Here is a 15,912-nt window from a genome sequence, read left to right as displayed (position 1 = left end):
CGCCGTCACGGGCAGGTGGGGGCCATGAACCGAAAGCCCGACGATCTGCCCGCGGCGGTGGGAGGCGTGGAGGGGGAGAGCGACGTGGTCGCCGAGCGGTCCGCCTCAGGATCGCCCAGGACCCGCCGCCCCCTGTCCGCGGACCCGCCCGACGAGCTGGAGGAGCCCGTCCCGGAGGAGCCGCCCGAGGAGGACGACGAAGGCGAGGACGTCATCCGCCCCGACGCCGGCCCCACCGCCTGACCTGCCGCGTGCTGCACCCGCCGGGACCGCCTGCCCTGGCGGTCGTCAGGCGCCGGGTTGTGTGTGCAGCCGGGCGAGGGTCTGCTCCAGCTCGGCCTGCAGCAGGTCGCCGGCCGCCGTCGCGTCGCCGTCGCGGACCACCGCCACCAGCGCGGCGTGCGCGTCGTGCCCCGGATTGCGGTCGTGCCCGCGCAGCTCCAGCAGCCCCACCATGTCGATCAGCCCCTCCCGCAACGCCGGCGCGAACTCGGCGAACAGGTCCGTGAGCACCGGGTTGCCCGCCGCCGCCACGACCGCCGCGTGCAGCGCGATGTCGGCGTCGACGAACGCCGCGTCGTCCTCGTCCGCCGCCCGTTCGCGGGCCTGGAGCGCGGCCTCCATCGCCGCGACGTCCTCGTCGGTACGCCGGGCCGCCGCCAGCCTGGCCGCCTGGGTCTCGACCATCATGCGGACCTCGTAGACGTCGGTGATCGCGGCCCGCCGCAGCCGAGCCGGCCAGTCCTCGGCCGGCTCCGAGGCGATGACGAACACCCCCGAGCCCTGACGGGCCCGCACGAGCCCGGCCCCGGCCAGCGCCCGCAGTGCCTCGCGGACCGTGGACCGGCCCACCCCGAGCGTCTTGGCCAGCGCGTTCTCGCCGGGCAGCCGGGTGCCGACCGGCCAGTGGCCCTCGGTGATCTGCTCGCGCAGGTGCTGGACGGCCTGGTCGACCAGGGGGCTGCGGCGGAGGGCGCCGAGCGGCATATGCACCTCTCAGGTTGTCTGAGGACCTGTGTTGTGGTTAGTGTAGCCGCCATGTCGTCGTACGGTCTCCTTCTTCTCGGCCGCCGCGGCGGGGCCTGACCGGACCGGCACCCCGCCGCGGCGTGCGAGGTGCTGCCGGTCGTCCGACCGCCGAAGAAGGAACGAAGACGTGTACGCATGGAACCGGCAGCGCCCCAGCGCGATGCCCTCTCACCGCTACCGGCCCGCCCACGAGCGGGTCGAGGTGCCCCTGACCGGCGAGCGCGCCTGGCCCTCGCGCCGCATCACCGCCGCCCCCCTCTGGGTCCCGGTCGACCTGCGCGACGGCAACCAGGCGCTAGCCGAGCCGATGGACCCGGCGCGCAAGCGCCGCCTGTTCGACCTCCAGGTGCGCATGGGCTTCAAGGAGATCGAGGTCGGCTACCCGTCGGCCAGCAGGCTCGACTTCGACTTCCTCAGGGAGCTGGCCGAGCCCGGCGCGGTGCCCGAGGACGTGACCGTGGTGGCCTTCACCGCCGCCCGGCAGGACCTGATCGAGCGCACCTTCGAGTCGATCCGCGGCCTGCCCGACGTGGTCGTGCACCTCTACACCGCGACCGCGCCCACCTGGCGGAACGTGGTGCTCGGCCACGACCGCGACGCCCTGCGCAAGCTCGTCCTGGACGCGGCCGGCCAGGTCGCCCGCCTGGCCGACGGGCTCCCGGTGCGCTTCGAGTTCTCGCCCGAGGTGTTCAACCTCACCGAGCCCGACTACGTGCTGGAGATCTGCAACGAGCTGACCGCCCTCTGGGACGCCTCCCCGGACCGCCCGGTGATCCACAACCTGCCCGCGACCGTCGAGATCGCCACCCCCAACGTGTACGCCGACCAGATCGAGTACATGCACCGCCACCTCGACCGCCGCGACTCGGTGATCCTGTCGGTGCACCCGCACAACGACCGCGGCACCGGCGTGGCCTGCGCCGAGCTGGCCGTGCTCGCCGGGGCGCAGCGGGTGGAGGGCTGCCTGTTCGGCAACGGCGAGCGCACCGGCAACGTCGACCTGGTGACCCTCGCGCTCAACCTGCACTCCCAGGGCGTCGACCCGATGATCGACTTCTCCGCCATCGACGAGATCCGGCGCGTCGTCGAGCACTGCAACCGCCTGCCCGTGCACGACCGCCACCCCTACGCCGGCGACCTGGTCTACACCGCCTTCTCCGGCACCCACCAGGACGCCATCGGCAAGGGCCTGGCCCACCACGCCGCGCGGGCCGCCGAGCTGGGCGTGCCGCCGGAGCAGGCGCCGTGGGAGGTGCCGTACCTGCCCATCGACCCGGCCGACGTGGGACGCGGCTACCAGGCGGTCATCCGGGTCAACAGCCAGTCGGGCAAGGGCGGCATCGCGTACCTGCTGGGCGCCCGCCACGGCCTCGACCTGCCGCGCCGCCTGCAGATCGACTTCGCCGCGACGGTGCAGCGGGCCACGGACGACAGCGGCGAGGAGATCACCGCCGACGAGTTGCGGGCGCTCTTCCACGCCACCTACATCGCGCCCGGCGAGCGCTCCTGGTTCGCCTCCTGGCGCACGGCCGAGACCGCGCCGGGGACGCACGAGTTCGAGGGCGTCCTGGAGTCGGGGCGGGTGCTGCGCGGCACCGGCAACGGCCCGCTGTCCGCGCTGACCGCCGCGCTGGCCGGGGACGGCGTCGAGGTCGACGTCCTGCACTACGCCGAGCACGCCGTGGACCCGGGGACGGGCAGCAGCGCCGTCGCGTACGTGGAGGCCCGGGTCGGGGGCGTGACCGGCTGGGGCGCCGGTCAGGACACCTCCGTGCTCACCGCGTCGGTACGGGCGGTGCTGGCCGCCGTCGAGCGGCTCAGTACGTCAGGTACGTGACGCACTCGTCCCGGTACTGCAGGGTCCTCGACCGCAGCCGTCGCGGGTCGGCCAGCACGGCCCGGGAGACCGACGGCACGACGGAGCCGCGTACCGGGGCGAACAGCCGGGCCACGTCGGCGGGTGAGGCGCCCTGCGCGCCGAGCCCGGGAGCCAGGATCGGGCCGTTGAGGTCGGCCAGGGAGTGGTCGAGCGCGGGCAGCGTGGCCCCCATGACCACTCCCACCGGACCGAACGGCTCGTGACCCGCGTTGGCCGCGGCGGCCCCGGCGAGCACCAGGTCGGCCACCCGCTGCTGCAGCCCGGCCGCCGCCGGGTTGGAGGTGCGGGCCAGCACGAAGACGCCGGCGTCGTTGGCCACCGCCGAGGTGATCGCCACCTCCAGCGAGCCGAACCCCAGGTAGGGGCTGAGCGTCACCGCGTCGGCGGCCAGCGGGCTGCCCTGGTCGAGGTAGGCCTCGGCGTAGGCGGCCATGGTGGTGTCGACGTCGCCGCGCTTGGCGTCGAGCAGCACCAGCGTGCCGGCCTCGCGCAGATCGGCGATGGTGCGTTCCAGGACGGCGACGCCGCGGCTGCCCCAGCGCTCGTAGAAGGCCGACTGCGGCTTGACCACGGCGGCCACGTCGCTGATCGTGTCGGCCACCGTGCGGCTGAAGCGCTCAAGGCCTCCCGGTGAGTCGTCGAGACCCCAGGCGTCGAGCAACGCCGGGCTCGGATCGATGCCCACACAGAGCGGGCCGAATTTGTCCAGCCTGGCACGCAGGCGTGTGCCGAACGACTCGTTCATCTAGGCCCCCTTGCGACCCTAACGCACACTAACCCGCCGCCGCCGGAAGCCGGAACGCATCGGCCCCGGATGATATGGCTCGTGCCGTGGGTCTTCCGGAAGCGGGCGCCTGGGTAGATGATGCGGCATGTACGAGATCGCCCAGCGGGTGCTGGTGCTGGAGACCGTCCCGCCGCGCGAGGTGACCGTCGCCGTCGGCATGCCGTACGAGGAGGCGGGGGAGTGGTCGTGCCCGTACCGGATCGACGGGCTGGCCGGGTGGGAGCACGAGCGCCGGGCGACCGGGCGCGACTCGCTGGAGGCGGTCGAGGTGGCGCTGGCCATGGTGCGCGCGGCGCTGGCCGGCTCGCACGAGGCCAAGGAGGGCCTGCTCCGGCCGGACGACGCCCCGCCGGACCGCCAGCTCACCCGGACCGTGTACGTCAGCTGGAACAAGGAACAAGACATCGCCTATATCGCGATGAAGCACGAAATCGTGCCAGGTGAGGCGGTACGGCAGACCGTCTCGGAGGACGTCGTCCTCGACTACGGCGCCTCGGGCGACCTGCTCGGCCTGGAGCTGCTCAACGCCGCCACCCGCCTCCCCGCCGAGATGCGCCTCTGAGAGCTCCGGACGCGCGGCCGCTCAGCCCGTCAGCAGCCAGCGCCAGCGCGGCAGTTCCAGCACCACGGTGACCACCGCCAGCACGGTGACCACCGCCGCCACGACCGCGTGCCAGGCCACCCACGCCGCCGCCACCGCCACCACGAGCTGGAGGGCGACCAGCCCGACCGTCACGAACCCGGGCACGGCGACCAGCACGCTCCGCTTGTCGCCGGGCGTGGCGAACACCGTCGGCAGGCCGATCAGCACCACGACCGACAACACGGCCAGCCACACCGAACCGGGAAGCAGCGCCCACGGCGCCGCGACCCAGGCGACCAGCTCCGACGCGAACCGGAAGACGGAGGCGACCCGGTCGTCCGGACGCGGCCCGGACCGGGCGAAACGCCCCGATATGGAAGACACGAGGGCACCCTACTCCTGCCCCCCTCCCGGCCGGGATCTACGGTGGGGACGTGACCTCCGCCACCCCGCCCCGCATCGTGGCCACCGATCTCGACGGCACCCTCCTGACCTCCGCCGGCGTCGTCTCCCCGCGCACCCGGCAGGCCCTGGGCCTGGCCCGCGCCGCCGGAGCGGAGATCGTCTTCGTGACCGCCCGCCCGCCGCGCTCCATCCACGCCATCGCCGGCCAGGCGGGCCTGACCGGCCTCGCGATCTGCAGCAACGGCGCCCTCCTGTACGACCTGGCCGCCGCGCGGATCGTGGCCAGCCGCACGATCGAGCCGCAGGCCGCCAGGAAGGTCGCCGACAGCCTGGCCGCGGCCCTGCCCGGGGCGGCCTTCGCCGTCGAGACCGGCACCGGCGTGCTCACCGAGGCCGGCTACACCAGACGGGTCGAGCACGACGTGGCGCACTACCGGGAGGTGGCCTCGGCGTGCGAGGCGGGCGAGCCGATCGTCAAGCTCCTGGTGCTCTCGCCCGCGCACACCCTCGACGAGATGTCGGCCCTGGCTGCGGCGGCCGTGGGGGAGCTGGCCGAGGTCACCCACTCCGGGGTGCCGGGGCTCCTGGAGGTCAGCGCGCTGGGCGTGACCAAGGCGGGCATGCTGGCCGAGCTGTGCCTGGCACGCGGCGTCGCGCCCGCCGAGGTGGTGGCGTTCGGCGACATGCCCAACGACCTGGCCGTGCTGGCCTTCGCCGGGGCCGGTTACGCGATGGCCAACGCCCACCCGCTGGTGCTGGCCACGGCCGGGCACCGCACGTCCTCCAACGACGAGGACGGCGTGGCCGAGGTCCTCGAACGCCTCTACGGCTGACCCGGCCGGGGTTCTCGAACGCCTCTACGGCTGACCCGGCCGACGTTCTCGAACGCCTCTTTGGCTTACCCGGCCGGGGTCCGGCGCCCGCCCGCCCCCGCGGGCGGGCGCCGGGGATCTCAGGCGTCGTCGTCCGACACCCTGGACGTGCCCTCGCACCCGGTGGGGGCGCCGCTCAGCACCGGCAGCAGGCCGCCGCAGGTGCTCACCGGGAGCGACACCGGCTCGACGATCTCGTCGTTGAAGACGACCACGTCGCCGATGAGCGGTCGCGGCCCCTGGGGAGGCGCTGCGGCCGAGGCGTACGCCGGCGCCGCCGACGCCGCCCAGCCCGCGCCGGCCAGCAGCCCCGCGCCGGCCGCCAGTGCGATCGCTAGGCGGCGGCGACCCGCTCCTGCGCGACGCCGCCGGGCTGCTGGTCCCGGTGCGCCTGCTGGACGTGCCGCCCGCCCGCCATGATGCGATCCATCACGGCCAGCGCCAGCGCCGAGACCACGAAGGTGAGATGGATCAATGTCTTCCATACGAGTTCCCTGTCGGTGATGGCCGGCCGGGCGGCGTTGATGAAGATCTGCAGGAGGTGCACCCCTGAGATCCCGATGATCGCCATGGCCAGCTTGACTTTGAGGACGTTTGCATTGACATGGGACAACCACTCCGGCTGATCGGGATGGCCGTCGATGCGCAGCCGTGAGACGAAGGTCTCGTAGCCGCCGATGATCACCATGATCAGCAGGTTCGAGACCATCACGACGTCGACGAGCCCGAGGACGATCAGCATGATCGTGGTCTCCGGGGGGTTGCCGCCGAACCCGAGTTCGACCAGGTGGGCGAGTTCGACCATGAACCGCCACACGTAGACGACCTGAGCGACGATCAGCCCGAGGTAGAGCGGCGCCTGTATCCACCGGCTGAGGAACATGACGTAGCCGATGTGCTCCAGCGTGTTCCGCGGCCGGGGAGCGGACCCGGTCTCGGCCACGGTCAACTGTGGTGGCCTCACTACGACGTGAAGATGTTGACCCGGTCGACGATGGCCTGGACATTGATGTTCCCCGGATCGTTTCGGCCCCCTGACCCGAGGGCGATTGGGGGAACGGCGGCCGCCGCCGCCAGAGCGAGGACCGCTGCGCTGGTCAGGATTCGGAACTTCAATGGGGACTCCTCGACTGCTGCTGGTCGGGCACGGGGATTGCGCTGTCGGAGCTGTCGGAGCTGTCGGAGCTGTTGGAGGGGGCAGGGCCGGTGGCGGGGGTGCGGCGTGGCCCGCCGCACCGCCCGCGCGGTGGCCGGCCGGTCAGGGATGCAGGCAGCCCGCCGCGGGGATCTCGGTCGGCGCCTGGGGGGCCGCCGGGTCCACCAGAGCGGCCAGGCCGGCGGCGGCCTCGGCCGCGCACGGGACCGCGGTGGCGGGATCGACGACGGCGTACGCGGGCGCCGCGAAGAGGGCGGCGGCGAGGGCCGCGGTCAGCGCGCCTCCGATGACGGCGGCGCGGCGGCGTTGGACGTCAGGCATGAGTACCTCCTGGGGATGGTGGGATCAACCACCGACTTGCTACCCAGAGTAATTACTCAGTAACGCTGCGTTAAAGAATCCTCATGAAGCAGGGGAGTTCGAGTCCGTCCAGCGGTCCTGGGCGTCCATGACGTCCTCGGCGTGGTCGTGGGCCCACACGCCGAACGCCTCGATCGGGCCGAGCAGGGAGCGGCCCAGGTCGGTCAGCGCGTACTCGACGCGGGGCGGGGCCTCGGCGTAGGCGCGGCGGGCGACCAGCCCGTTGAACTCCAGGCGGCGCAGTGTCTCCGTGAGCACCTTGGGGCTGATCCCGCCGATCTGCGCGCGCAGCTCCCCTGGACGGCAAGGGCCGTGGCGCAGCGACCAGACGACGACCGCGTTCCAGGTGTTGGCGATCAGGTCGAAGGCCAGTCTGGCCTGGCAGTCGGCGATGAACACGTAACGCCTCCGATAGGCACCGATCGGTGCGTGACGGGATTTCTAGAGTCCTTGTCCTAGTAAAGCCCTTTCGCAGCACGGAGGACGACATGAAGATCGGGATCCTGGGCGCCGGCGGCATGGCCGACGCGCTCGGCACGCAGTGGATCAGGGCCGGGCACGAGGTGACGGTCAGCGGACGCGACCCCGAGCGCGCCCGTGCCCGCGCGGAGAGCATGAACGCCCAGGCCGGCCGCCCGGGGGCGCGGTCGGGGAGCTGGGCGGAGGCGGCCGCGTCCGGCGAGGTGGTGATGGTGGGCGTCCGGGAGGCGGGGCTGGGCGACGTGCTGGCCGCCGCCGGCCCGGCCCTGCGCGGCAAGCCGATCATCGACGTGACGAACGCCGCCGCCCCCGACAGGTACGACGTCACGCGTCCGCTCGCCCGCCGGATCGCCGACCTCACGGGCGGGCACGTGGTGAAGGCGTTCAACCTGTGCCACGTGGACGTGTGGCGGATGACGCCGCCCGTGTTCGACGGCCGCCCGCTGGCGGTGCCCCTGTGCGGTGACGACGTCCGGGCGCTCGACCTGGTCCGGGGCCTGGTCCGCGACCTGGGCTGCACCCCGCTGGACGGCGGCGGCCTGGACCGGGCCGTGCAGCTGGAGGCGACGGCCGCGTTCGTGATCGGGCTCTGGTTCGGCGGCGCGGACGCCCAGGCGATCCTGCCCCCGCTGGCCTCCTCGGGGGCGCACGACCCGGCGTGAGCGTACGGCCCGGCGTGAGCGTACGACGCTGGGCGTAGCGAGGATGACGACGGGCGGCGGATGCCCGGCTCCGGCGGCGGCGCGATCCTGGGGGCGTCCACCCGAGGTCGAAGGAGAGTCCAGTGGTCACCCAGGTCGTCAAGGGGAGCGGGCATCTGACCGCGTTCAAGGCCCTCGCCACGCTCAGCATGCTGGCGGTGCTCCTGCAGGCCGTCACGGCGGGGCAGCTCATGAGCGGGGCCGGCGCGGGCCTGCACGGGGCCGGGGCGGGCGCCGTCCACCTGCTCGGGCTGCTCCAGCTCGTCGCGGCCGTGCTGCTGTGGCGGCCGGGGCGCGGCGCGGGCTGGCCCGCGCTGGTCAGCCTGGGGGTCCTGCTGCTCGGGTTCCTGCAGTCGATGCTCGGCGGGTCGGGGGCGGTGGCCGCGCACGTGCCGCTGGGCATGACGATCTTCGGGCTCAGCGTGTGGCTCGTCGCCTGGGCCTGGCGCCGCTGACCCTGCGCCGCCCCCGGCACTGACTCCCGACGCCGGCCTTCCCGCGCCGGCCTTCCCGCGCCGGCCCTCGGGCCCCGGCCTTCCCGGCGGGGCCGGTCGAGGGGGCGGTCAGGTCCCGGCGGGGTGGCGGGCCAGGTGGTCGGCCTGGCGCACCGGCTCGGGGAGGCGGTAGCGCGGCGTGAGCAGCAGGGTCTGGGACGTGGCGGTGTCCAGGCCGATGCGGTGGCCCTGGGAGACGTAGACCGGTTTGGTGTCCCGCCGCGTGCGCAGCGCCCTGCCCACCGTGACGCCCTCGTGGACGATCGGCGTCCAGTCCCCGCGCTCCCGGCCGGGCGGCTCGTGCTCGCCCACGAACGGCGTCTTGGCCACGCCGAGCGCGGGCAGGCCGGTCAGCACGCCGAGATGGCAGGCCAGGCCGAAACCGCGCGGGTGAGCCAGCCCGTGGCCGTCGCAGACCAGCAGGTCGGGGGAGACGGCGAGCCGTTCGAGCGCCTCCACCAGGGTGGGCAGCTCGCGGAAGGCGAACAGGCCGGGCACGTAAGGGAAGGCGGCCCGGCCGTGGGCCACCGCCCGCTCGACCGGTTCCAGCGTCGCCGCGTCCAGGACGACCACCGCCGCCGTCACCTCGTCGTCGCCGTGGTAGTGCACGTCGAGACCGGCCACCAGGGCGAAGTCCGTGGGCCCGGCGAGCTCCACGCGGCCGCGCAACCGGTCCTGGACGGCCTCGGCCTCGGCCGCGTCGGCCGGCCAGGCGTGAAGTCTGTCTACCCGCATTCCCCCCACGTTAGGGCCATTCGTCCCACGCCCCGGCCACCGCCCGCCCCACCCGCCCCGCCCGCCCCGGCCCGTGGGGCACGCCGGGCCGCAGAGCGCCTCCGACTGCGAAGGCGGGCGGTCAGGCGCAGACGGACTGCGAAGGCGGTAGGTCAGGCGTGGACGATCTTGGCGAAGCGGGTCGCCACCTCGCGCCAGATCGGCGTGGAGACCGGCTCGTCGGCCACCGCGCCCGCGTAGACCTCCGCGGGGTCGAAGCCGTCGGGCGTCCACTCGCGCACGCGCGCGGGCAGCACCTCGGGATGGAACTGCACCCCCCACGCCCGCTCGCCCACCCGGAACGCCTGGTAGGGGCAGGCGCGCGTCTCGGCCAGCCACACCGCGCCGGCGGGCAGCCGGGTGACGGCGTCCCTGTGGTGCTCGATGGCGGGCACCACCGGCGGCAGGCCCTGGAACAGCGGGTCGCCTTCCGCCTCGGGCCGGATCGTGACCGGCAGGCTGCCGTTCTCCGGCGCGCCGGTGTCGCCGGTCACCTCGCCGCCGGCCACCTCGGCCAGCATCTGGCCGCCCAGGCAGATGCCGAACAGCGGCACGCCGTCCGCCAGCGCCTGGCCCACCAGCCGGCGGGCATCGGCCAGCCACGGGGCCCGGTCGTCCTCGGAGGGCAGGTAGCCGCCGCCGAGCATGATCATGGCGTCGTGCCGGTCCAGCCGGTCGGGCAGCGGGGCGCCCTCGTGCGCGAGCACCACGTCGAGCCGCAACCCGGCCTCCTCCAGCCAGTCGCCGAGCCGGCTCGGGCCGCCGCTCCTGCTGTTCTGCACGATCAGGACGTCACCCATCGATGGTCTCCACTCTCGGATGTCGGGGCTCAGGGCAGGTTCGCCGCGCGGGCGGTGTGGCGCAGCAGCAGCGCGGTCGTCACCGGGCCGACGCCGCCGGGCACCGGGGTCAGCGCGCCGGCCACCTCCGCGACCGCCGCGAAGTCGACGTCGCCGGTGAGCCCGCCGTCGTCGGTCGGGTTGGTGCCCACGTCGATGACCACCGCGCCCGGCGCGACGTGCGCGGCGCCGATCAGCCCGGCGCGGCCGACCGCGGCCACCAGCACCTCGGCCCCGGCGGTGACGGCGGCCAGGTCGCGGGTGCGCGAATGGCAGACGGTGACCGTGGCGTGCCGGTCGAGCAGCAGATGGGCCAGCGGCTTGCCGACCACGGTCGAGCGGCCGACGACCACCGCCCGCCGCCCTTCGAGCGGCACCTCGTAGTGGTCGAGCAGGGCCATGACGGCCGCCGCCGTGGCGGGCGGGAACGCGGGCAGCCCGGCGGCCAGGCGGCCGAGCGAGAGCGGGTTCGCGCCGTCGACGTCCTTGCGCGGGTCGATGGCGGCGGCCAGCTCCTGCGCCGAGGCCCCGGCGGGCAGCGGCGTCTGGAGCATGACCCCGTGGACGGCGTCGTCGGCGCTGAGCCCGGCCAGCGTCTCGTGGATCCTGCCGGGGTCGGCGCCGGCGCCGAGGTCGACGATGTCGCAGGCGACGCCGACGCCCGCGGCGGCCTTGGCGATCGAGCGGACGTACCACAGGCTGGCCTCGTCGGCCGTGGCGACCACGACGGCCAGTCTGGGCTGCGGCCCGGCGGCGGCCTCGGCCTGCGTCTGGGCCTTGATCGCGGTGGCCAGGTCGCGGCCGGTCAGCGTCCTCATCGGGCGATCTCCTCGCGTACCCCGGCGGTGATCCGGTCGGCCGTGGCGACGGCCGCCTCGACGCCCGCCAGGCGGGCCGTCAGCTCCTCGCGGACCTGCTCGTCCTTGATGCCCCGCAGGTTGACCTCGACGTTCACCCGGGCGGTGGTGAGCGCGGCGCGGGCGGCCTCGGCGGCGGCGGCGACGTCGGTGACGACGTTGCGGTTGCCGATCGGCAGCAGCAGCTCGCAGAGCTCGACCAGGCGCGTGGCGGCCGCCACCACCAGGGCCGGGGGCTCGGCCGCGCCGGCCAGGGCGCGGGCGATGGAGACGCTGCGCTCCTCGCCCTTGGGCAGCCGGTAGGCGTCGGAGACCGCGGTGAAGGCCGCCGCGTCCTCCTCGGCCAGCCGCAGCGTCCGCGCGCGGAGGGCGTCGGTCTCCTCGATCACCGCGGCGACCGTCTGGGCGTGTTCGGCGTACCGCTCGCCGGTGGTGTAGCGGGCCACCATGCCGAGCAGCGCCGCGGACTGGGCCGCGTGCAGGGCGGCGGTGGCCCCGCCGCCGGGGGCGGGCACCTTGTCGGCCAGCTCGGCCAGGAAGTCGACGATCTTCGAGTCGCGCATGGCCGCATTCTGCCAGGCCCGGCCGGGCTCACTCGCGGTGCATCGGCCTGGTGACGTCGTGCGGCGTGCCCTGCGGCAGGTACGGCGACCCCGCCGAGCCGTACTCGGAGGCGTAGGCCGACGGCCGCGCCGGGGACCGCCACCGCGACGGGAAGGCCGACACGACCAGCAGCGCCACGCCGAGGAACAGCATGACCCCGGTGTAGATCGTGGTCTGCAGGCCCGCTCCCAGGCTGCCGGTGACCAGCCCGTCGGGGAGGACGCGGAACCCGGCGCCCAGCTCCACCGCGGGCACCAGGCCGAGCGCGGTGTAGGCCAGTCCGCCGAGCAGCGAGGCGATCGGTGACAGGCGCGAGCCGGCCAGGAACGCCAGACCGGCCCCGGCCGCCGCGATCACGGCCAGCCCGATCCAGGAGACCCTGAACCGCGTGGCCATGGTCAGGCCGAGCTCGCCGATGCCGTACATGAGGCAGGCGGCGATCAGCGGCGGAAGCAGCAGCCCCGCGACCACTCCCAGACCATGACGGGCACCGTTGGACATGATTAACCCCGTTTGTTCGGCTTGGGCACCAACCTACCCTGATCGCCGGATCAGTGCTTGATCGTGTACTTGTCGCCGTACACCTTCCAGGTCAGCGGCGGCCTGAGGTCGAGGTTGCCCTTCCTCAAGAAGACGCGCTGCATGGTGTCGACCCGGGTGGTGTCGTCGTGGGCGTCCTCGGCCTTCATCGCCGCCTTCCTGGCGTCCAGGAACGCGTTGAGGTAGGCCACCTCGTCGCCGCCGCGGGCGGGGGAGGCGGCCTTGGCCAGCGCGGCCTTCCTGATGCCGCCGAAGCTCAGCTTGTCGGAGCCGGGGCCGTGCATGACCATGGCGTCGTAGTAGGCGAACTGGCCGAGCGCCCGCAAACCGTCCTTCTTGGCCCGGCGGACGGCCGGGTCGAAGTAGACGCGGTCGCGCTCGTGGTCCTGGGCCCGACGGAAGACGGGGTCGGCCGCGGCCTTCTTCCAGTCCTTGACGAACGGCTTGCCGAGGCCCTCGTGGGAGTCGGTGCCGTTGACCCTGCGCAGCGCGGGCAGGTACTTGGCCAGCACGTTCGAGGGGTTGCGCCGGGTGTAGAGCTCGACCAGCTCCAGCATGTCGCCGGTGCCGGAGCAGAAGCCGATGATGCCCGCGGTGTAGCCGCGTTCGTCCTTGATGTCCTCGATGTAGCCGTACTGGGCCTTCCAGTCCAGCGAGGAGTTCTCCGCGCTGGACACCAGCTGCATGGCGATGTCCTTCTTGTGTGGGTTGTTGAGGTCTGCGGGGGAGACGCAGGTCACGGCAAGGGACAGCGAGAGGCATGTAGCGGTCAGCACCGCTGCAAACTAGCGCAGTGGGCGCAAAGCCGCGAGTTGCTCCGCGAACGGGACGACCTCGTCGTCGGCCCCGCCCCCGCCTTCTTCCTCAGCCGTGACCGGGCGGGGAGCGCGGCCCGCCAGCAGGCCGACCAGCTCGCCGGCGGCCCGGTCGATGCGCTCGCCGAGCCCGTCGGTGAAGGAGTCGCCGCCGCCGCCCCAGTCCTCCGAGGCGGCGTAGACGGCGGTGGGCACGACCACGGCCCGCAGGTAGGCGAACAGCGGGCGCAGCGCGTGCTCCAGCACGAGCGAGTGGCGGGCGGTGCCGCCCGTGGCGGCGATCAGCACGGGCGTGCCCGCCAGGGCCGTGTTGTCCAGGACGTCGAAGAACGACTTGAACAGCCCGCTGTAGGAGCCGCTGAAGGTCGGCGTGACCGCGATGAGCCCGTCGGCCTGCGTCACGGCCTCGACCACCTCGCGCAGCCGGGCGCCGGGGAAGCCGGTCACCAGGTTGTTGGCGATGTCCACGGCCAGGTCGCGCAGCTCGACCACGCGCACCTCGGCCGCGCCGTCCAGCCGCCGCCGGGTGGCCTCGGCCAGCCGGTCGGCGAGCAGGCGGGTGGAGGACGGCTGGGTCAGGCCGGCCGTGACGACGACGAGCTTCATGGGGGGATCTCCTTCCCTGGAGGGGTCAGACCTCGACGGCCTGGGACGTGCGGGCCTGGACCAGCGAGGCGTGCGCCGGCGCGTCCGGGACGCCGGCCGGGCGGTCCTTGGCCATCTCCTTGCGCAGCACCGGCACGACCTCCTCGCCCAGGATGTCGAGCTGCTCCAGCACGGTCTTCAGCGGCAGGCCGGCGTGGTCCATGAGGAACAGCTGGCGCTGGTAGTCGCCGAAGAACTCGCGGAACTCCAGCGTCCGGTCGATGACCTGCTGCGGGCTGCCCACGGTGAGCGGGGTCTCGGCGGTGAACTCCTCCAGCGACGGCCCGTGGCCGTACACGGGGGCGTTGTCGAAGTAGGGGCGGAACTCGCGGACCGCGTCCTGGGAGTTCTTGCGCATGAACACCTGGCCGCCCAGGCCGACGATCGCCTGCTCAGGCGTGCCGTGCCCGTAGTGGGCGTAGCGCCGGCGGTAGAGGTTGATCAGGCGGATGAAGTGCTCCTTGGGCCAGAAGATGTTGTTGGCGAAGAAGCCGTCACCGTAGTAGGCGGCCTGCTCGGCGATCTCCGGACTGCGGATCGAGCCGTGCCACACGAACGGCGGCACCCCGTCGAGCGGGCGCGGCGTGCTGGTGAACCCCTGCAGGGGGGTGCGGAAGCGGCCCTCCCAGTCGACGACGTCCTCGCGCCAGAGCTGGTGCAGCAGCGCGTAGTTCTCCACGGCCAGCGGGATGCCCTGGCGGATGTCCTGCCCGAACCACGGGTAGACCGGCCCGGTGTTGCCACGGCCCAGCATGAGGTCCACCCGGCCGTCGGCCAGGTGCTGGAGCATGGCGAAGTCCTCGGCGATCTTGACCGGGTCGTTGGTCGTGATCAACGTCGTGGCGGTGGACAGGATCAGCCGCTCGGTCCTGGCCGCGATGTAGCCGAGCATGGTGGTCGGCGAGGACGGCACGAACGGCGGGTTGTGGTGCTCGCCCGTCGCGAACACGTCGAGGCCGACCTCCTCGGCCTTGAGCGCGATCGCCACCATCGCCTTGATCCGCTCGTGCTCGGTCGGGGTCCTGCCGGTGGTGGGGTCGGTGGTCACGTCGCCCACGCTGAAGATTCCGAACTGCACTTTAGTCACCATCCATGACTGTTGAATCTTTGACAGGTACCGTAGCGTCCCGGCCTCCGCCGTTATTCCATCATCCCGGTCAGGCGCCCGCACGGGCGCGGAAGGCCGCGGCCTTGGCGCGGTTGCCGCAGCCGCGCATGTCGCACCAGCGGCGGGTGCGGCGGTGGGAGGCGTCGACGTACAGGCGGGTGCAGGGGTCGGCCTCGCACTCGCGGATCAGCTCCGCCTGCGGGCCGCCGAGCAGCTCGATCGCCGCGCGCGCCGTCGTGGACAGCGCGCCGGGCAGGCCGCCGCCGCGCCGCAGGCCGCGCTCTTCGAGCGCGACGTCCGCGGGCGGGCGCCGGGCGGTCTCGTTGAGCAGGTCGCGGTCGGCCCGGTCGTACGGGCTGCCCTCGCGGGCGGCCGTGGCCAGCCGGTAGATCGCCTCGCGCAGGGCCGACGCCCGCGCCAGGTCGTCGTCGCCGGTCTCGGGCGGCTCGTCGAGGAGCCCGGCGGCGACCGGCCAGCGGGCCAGGTCGGCGGGGGAGGCCAGCAGGTCGATGCGCGCGCCCCGGCGGTGGCCGATGGTGCCGGCGAGGTCGAGGCCGAGGTTGCCGCTGACGAAGGTGAAGTCCACGACGCCCATCGTAACCGCGTTGACAAGTTACTTCCGGCGCTGCCAAGGTTTCTAACCATTGAATCCGGTTACTTTGGGGGCATCGTGGCGACACTCATCACCGTCGGCGGCGGGACGCGCCGGTTCGGCGCGCGGCACCGATGGGTCGTGCTGTCCGTGGGCGTCGGCGCCCAGGCCAGCTTCTCGGCCATGTTCTCCGGCATCCCGCTGACCGCGGTCTCCATGCGCTCGGGCTACCACCTGTCGCTGGGCTCGCTCGGCCTGGTCCTGTCCTGCCTGGGGCTGGGCGTGGCCGCCTCCGACATCGCGTGGGGCATGCTCACCGACCGCTGGGGCGACCGCCGCGTGCTGCTGGCCGGGCTGACCGCCACGGGCGCGCTGCTGGCGGTGATGGCCGCC

23 protein-coding genes are annotated in these 15,912 nt (G+C 73.5%); 7 read left to right on the top strand and 16 right to left on the bottom strand.

Annotation, left to right across the window (positions count from 1 at the left end; genetic code table 11):
* Positions 1-24: 24 nt before the first annotated feature.
* Positions 25-243, top strand: a complete 219-nt coding sequence (locus ACWCSD_RS16535) for a hypothetical protein (RefSeq protein WP_352361234.1) — start codon at positions 25-27, stop codon at positions 241-243.
* Positions 244-288: 45 nt separating this feature from the next.
* Here ACWCSD_RS16535 and ACWCSD_RS16530 read toward each other — a convergent pair whose 3' ends face one another.
* On the bottom strand, positions 289-987 hold the full coding sequence (locus ACWCSD_RS16530) for a FadR/GntR family transcriptional regulator (protein WP_449915767.1): 699 nt from the start codon (positions 985-987) through the stop codon (positions 289-291).
* A gap of 202 nt (positions 988-1,189) precedes the next feature.
* On the opposite strand from ACWCSD_RS16530, the gene ACWCSD_RS16525 reads away from it, so the two are divergent.
* A complete protein-coding gene (locus ACWCSD_RS16525) occupies positions 1,190-2,866 on the top strand; it encodes a 2-isopropylmalate synthase (protein ID WP_449915785.1) in 1,677 nt (558 codons plus the stop codon).
* Here ACWCSD_RS16525 and pyrF read toward each other — a convergent pair.
* On the bottom strand, positions 2,847-3,653 hold the full coding sequence (gene pyrF, locus ACWCSD_RS16520; RefSeq protein WP_364338068.1) for an orotidine-5'-phosphate decarboxylase: 807 nt from the start codon (positions 3,651-3,653) through the stop codon (positions 2,847-2,849). The two genes, ACWCSD_RS16525 and pyrF, sit on opposite strands and share 20 nt — an antisense overlap.
* A gap of 127 nt (positions 3,654-3,780) precedes the next feature.
* On the opposite strand from pyrF, the gene ACWCSD_RS16515 reads away from it, so the two are divergent.
* Positions 3,781-4,257 (top strand): DUF2283 domain-containing protein, encoded by a 477-nt coding sequence (locus tag ACWCSD_RS16515; protein ID WP_387664898.1) that lies wholly within the window; start codon positions 3,781-3,783, stop codon positions 4,255-4,257.
* Positions 4,258-4,278: 21 nt separating this feature from the next.
* On the opposite strand, the gene ACWCSD_RS16510 is transcribed toward ACWCSD_RS16515, so the two are convergent.
* Positions 4,279-4,662: a hypothetical protein gene (locus ACWCSD_RS16510; protein ID WP_449915764.1), complete on the bottom strand. Its 384-nt coding sequence runs from the start codon at positions 4,660-4,662 to the stop codon at positions 4,279-4,281.
* Between the two features lie 50 nt (positions 4,663-4,712).
* Between ACWCSD_RS16510 and ACWCSD_RS16505 the strand changes: the two genes are divergently transcribed.
* Complete coding sequence (locus tag ACWCSD_RS16505; protein ID WP_358285551.1) at positions 4,713-5,516, top strand: HAD hydrolase family protein; 804 nt, start codon at positions 4,713-4,715, stop codon at positions 5,514-5,516.
* Between the two features lie 119 nt (positions 5,517-5,635).
* On the opposite strand, the gene ACWCSD_RS16500 is transcribed toward ACWCSD_RS16505, so the two are convergent.
* The 4 genes from ACWCSD_RS16500 to ACWCSD_RS16485 form a co-directional block, all read right to left on the bottom strand.
* The gene (locus ACWCSD_RS16500) at positions 5,636-5,770 is read right to left on the bottom strand and encodes a hypothetical protein (RefSeq protein WP_352361246.1); all 135 of its coding nucleotides are present in this window, start codon (positions 5,768-5,770) and stop codon (positions 5,636-5,638) included.
* A 119-nt stretch (positions 5,771-5,889) separates the two neighbouring features.
* Positions 5,890-6,498 carry a TIGR00645 family protein gene (locus ACWCSD_RS16495; RefSeq protein WP_397165783.1) on the bottom strand — a complete coding sequence of 203 codons (609 nt, stop codon included), beginning with the start codon at positions 6,496-6,498 and terminating at the stop codon, positions 5,890-5,892.
* A gap of 315 nt (positions 6,499-6,813) precedes the next feature.
* Positions 6,814-7,032: a hypothetical protein gene (locus ACWCSD_RS16490; RefSeq protein ID WP_358285553.1), complete on the bottom strand. Its 219-nt coding sequence runs from the start codon at positions 7,030-7,032 to the stop codon at positions 6,814-6,816.
* A gap of 81 nt (positions 7,033-7,113) precedes the next feature.
* Positions 7,114-7,470 (bottom strand): winged helix-turn-helix transcriptional regulator, encoded by a 357-nt coding sequence (locus ACWCSD_RS16485; protein WP_397165782.1) that lies wholly within the window; start codon positions 7,468-7,470, stop codon positions 7,114-7,116.
* Positions 7,471-7,559: 89 nt separating this feature from the next.
* Here ACWCSD_RS16485 and ACWCSD_RS16480 point away from each other — a divergent pair, with 89 nt between their 5' ends.
* Both ACWCSD_RS16480 and ACWCSD_RS16475 read left to right on the top strand, forming a co-directional pair.
* Complete coding sequence (locus ACWCSD_RS16480) at positions 7,560-8,213, top strand: NADPH-dependent F420 reductase (RefSeq protein ID WP_397165781.1); 654 nt, start codon at positions 7,560-7,562, stop codon at positions 8,211-8,213.
* A gap of 122 nt (positions 8,214-8,335) precedes the next feature.
* Positions 8,336-8,707: a hypothetical protein gene (locus ACWCSD_RS16475; RefSeq protein WP_449915759.1), complete on the top strand. Its 372-nt coding sequence runs from the start codon at positions 8,336-8,338 to the stop codon at positions 8,705-8,707.
* Between the two features lie 108 nt (positions 8,708-8,815).
* On the opposite strand, the gene ACWCSD_RS16470 is transcribed toward ACWCSD_RS16475, so the two are convergent.
* The 9 genes from ACWCSD_RS16470 to ACWCSD_RS16430 form a co-directional block, all read right to left on the bottom strand.
* Positions 8,816-9,481: an endonuclease V gene (locus tag ACWCSD_RS16470; protein ID WP_449915757.1), complete on the bottom strand. Its 666-nt coding sequence runs from the start codon at positions 9,479-9,481 to the stop codon at positions 8,816-8,818.
* A gap of 152 nt (positions 9,482-9,633) precedes the next feature.
* Positions 9,634-10,320, bottom strand: a complete 687-nt coding sequence (locus ACWCSD_RS16465; RefSeq protein WP_397165778.1) for a type 1 glutamine amidotransferase — start codon at positions 10,318-10,320, stop codon at positions 9,634-9,636.
* Between the two features lie 29 nt (positions 10,321-10,349).
* Positions 10,350-11,177, bottom strand: coding sequence for a bifunctional 5,10-methylenetetrahydrofolate dehydrogenase/5,10-methenyltetrahydrofolate cyclohydrolase (locus tag ACWCSD_RS16460; protein WP_397165776.1), 828 nt, complete (start codon positions 11,175-11,177; stop codon positions 10,350-10,352).
* A complete protein-coding gene (locus ACWCSD_RS16455) occupies positions 11,174-11,779 on the bottom strand; it encodes a cyclodeaminase/cyclohydrolase family protein (protein ID WP_358285565.1) in 606 nt (201 codons plus the stop codon). Before ACWCSD_RS16455 ends, ACWCSD_RS16460 begins: the two co-directional genes overlap by 4 nt.
* Positions 11,780-11,807: 28 nt before the next feature.
* On the bottom strand, positions 11,808-12,320 hold the full coding sequence (locus ACWCSD_RS16450) for a hypothetical protein (RefSeq protein ID WP_358285567.1): 513 nt from the start codon (positions 12,318-12,320) through the stop codon (positions 11,808-11,810).
* Positions 12,321-12,370: 50 nt separating this feature from the next.
* Complete coding sequence (locus ACWCSD_RS16445; RefSeq protein WP_449915752.1) at positions 12,371-13,135, bottom strand: chitosanase; 765 nt, start codon at positions 13,133-13,135, stop codon at positions 12,371-12,373.
* Between the two features lie 9 nt (positions 13,136-13,144).
* Positions 13,145-13,780 (bottom strand): FMN reductase, encoded by a 636-nt coding sequence (locus ACWCSD_RS16440; protein WP_449915750.1) that lies wholly within the window; start codon positions 13,778-13,780, stop codon positions 13,145-13,147.
* Positions 13,781-13,805: 25 nt separating this feature from the next.
* Positions 13,806-14,897: an LLM class flavin-dependent oxidoreductase gene (locus ACWCSD_RS16435; RefSeq protein WP_449915748.1), complete on the bottom strand. Its 1,092-nt coding sequence runs from the start codon at positions 14,895-14,897 to the stop codon at positions 13,806-13,808.
* Positions 14,898-14,976: 79 nt separating this feature from the next.
* Complete coding sequence (locus tag ACWCSD_RS16430) at positions 14,977-15,513, bottom strand: CGNR zinc finger domain-containing protein (RefSeq protein WP_449915746.1); 537 nt, start codon at positions 15,511-15,513, stop codon at positions 14,977-14,979.
* Between the two features lie 84 nt (positions 15,514-15,597).
* Between ACWCSD_RS16430 and ACWCSD_RS16425 the strand changes: the two genes are divergently transcribed.
* Positions 15,598-15,912 (top strand): MFS transporter (locus ACWCSD_RS16425; protein ID WP_449915743.1); only part of this gene is annotated, 315 nt, incomplete at its 3' end.

This window comes from Nonomuraea sp. NPDC001684, assembly GCF_053596515.1.
Note: the sequence above shows the minus strand (reverse complement) of the source record. Positions and strands in the feature narration are given on the sequence as shown.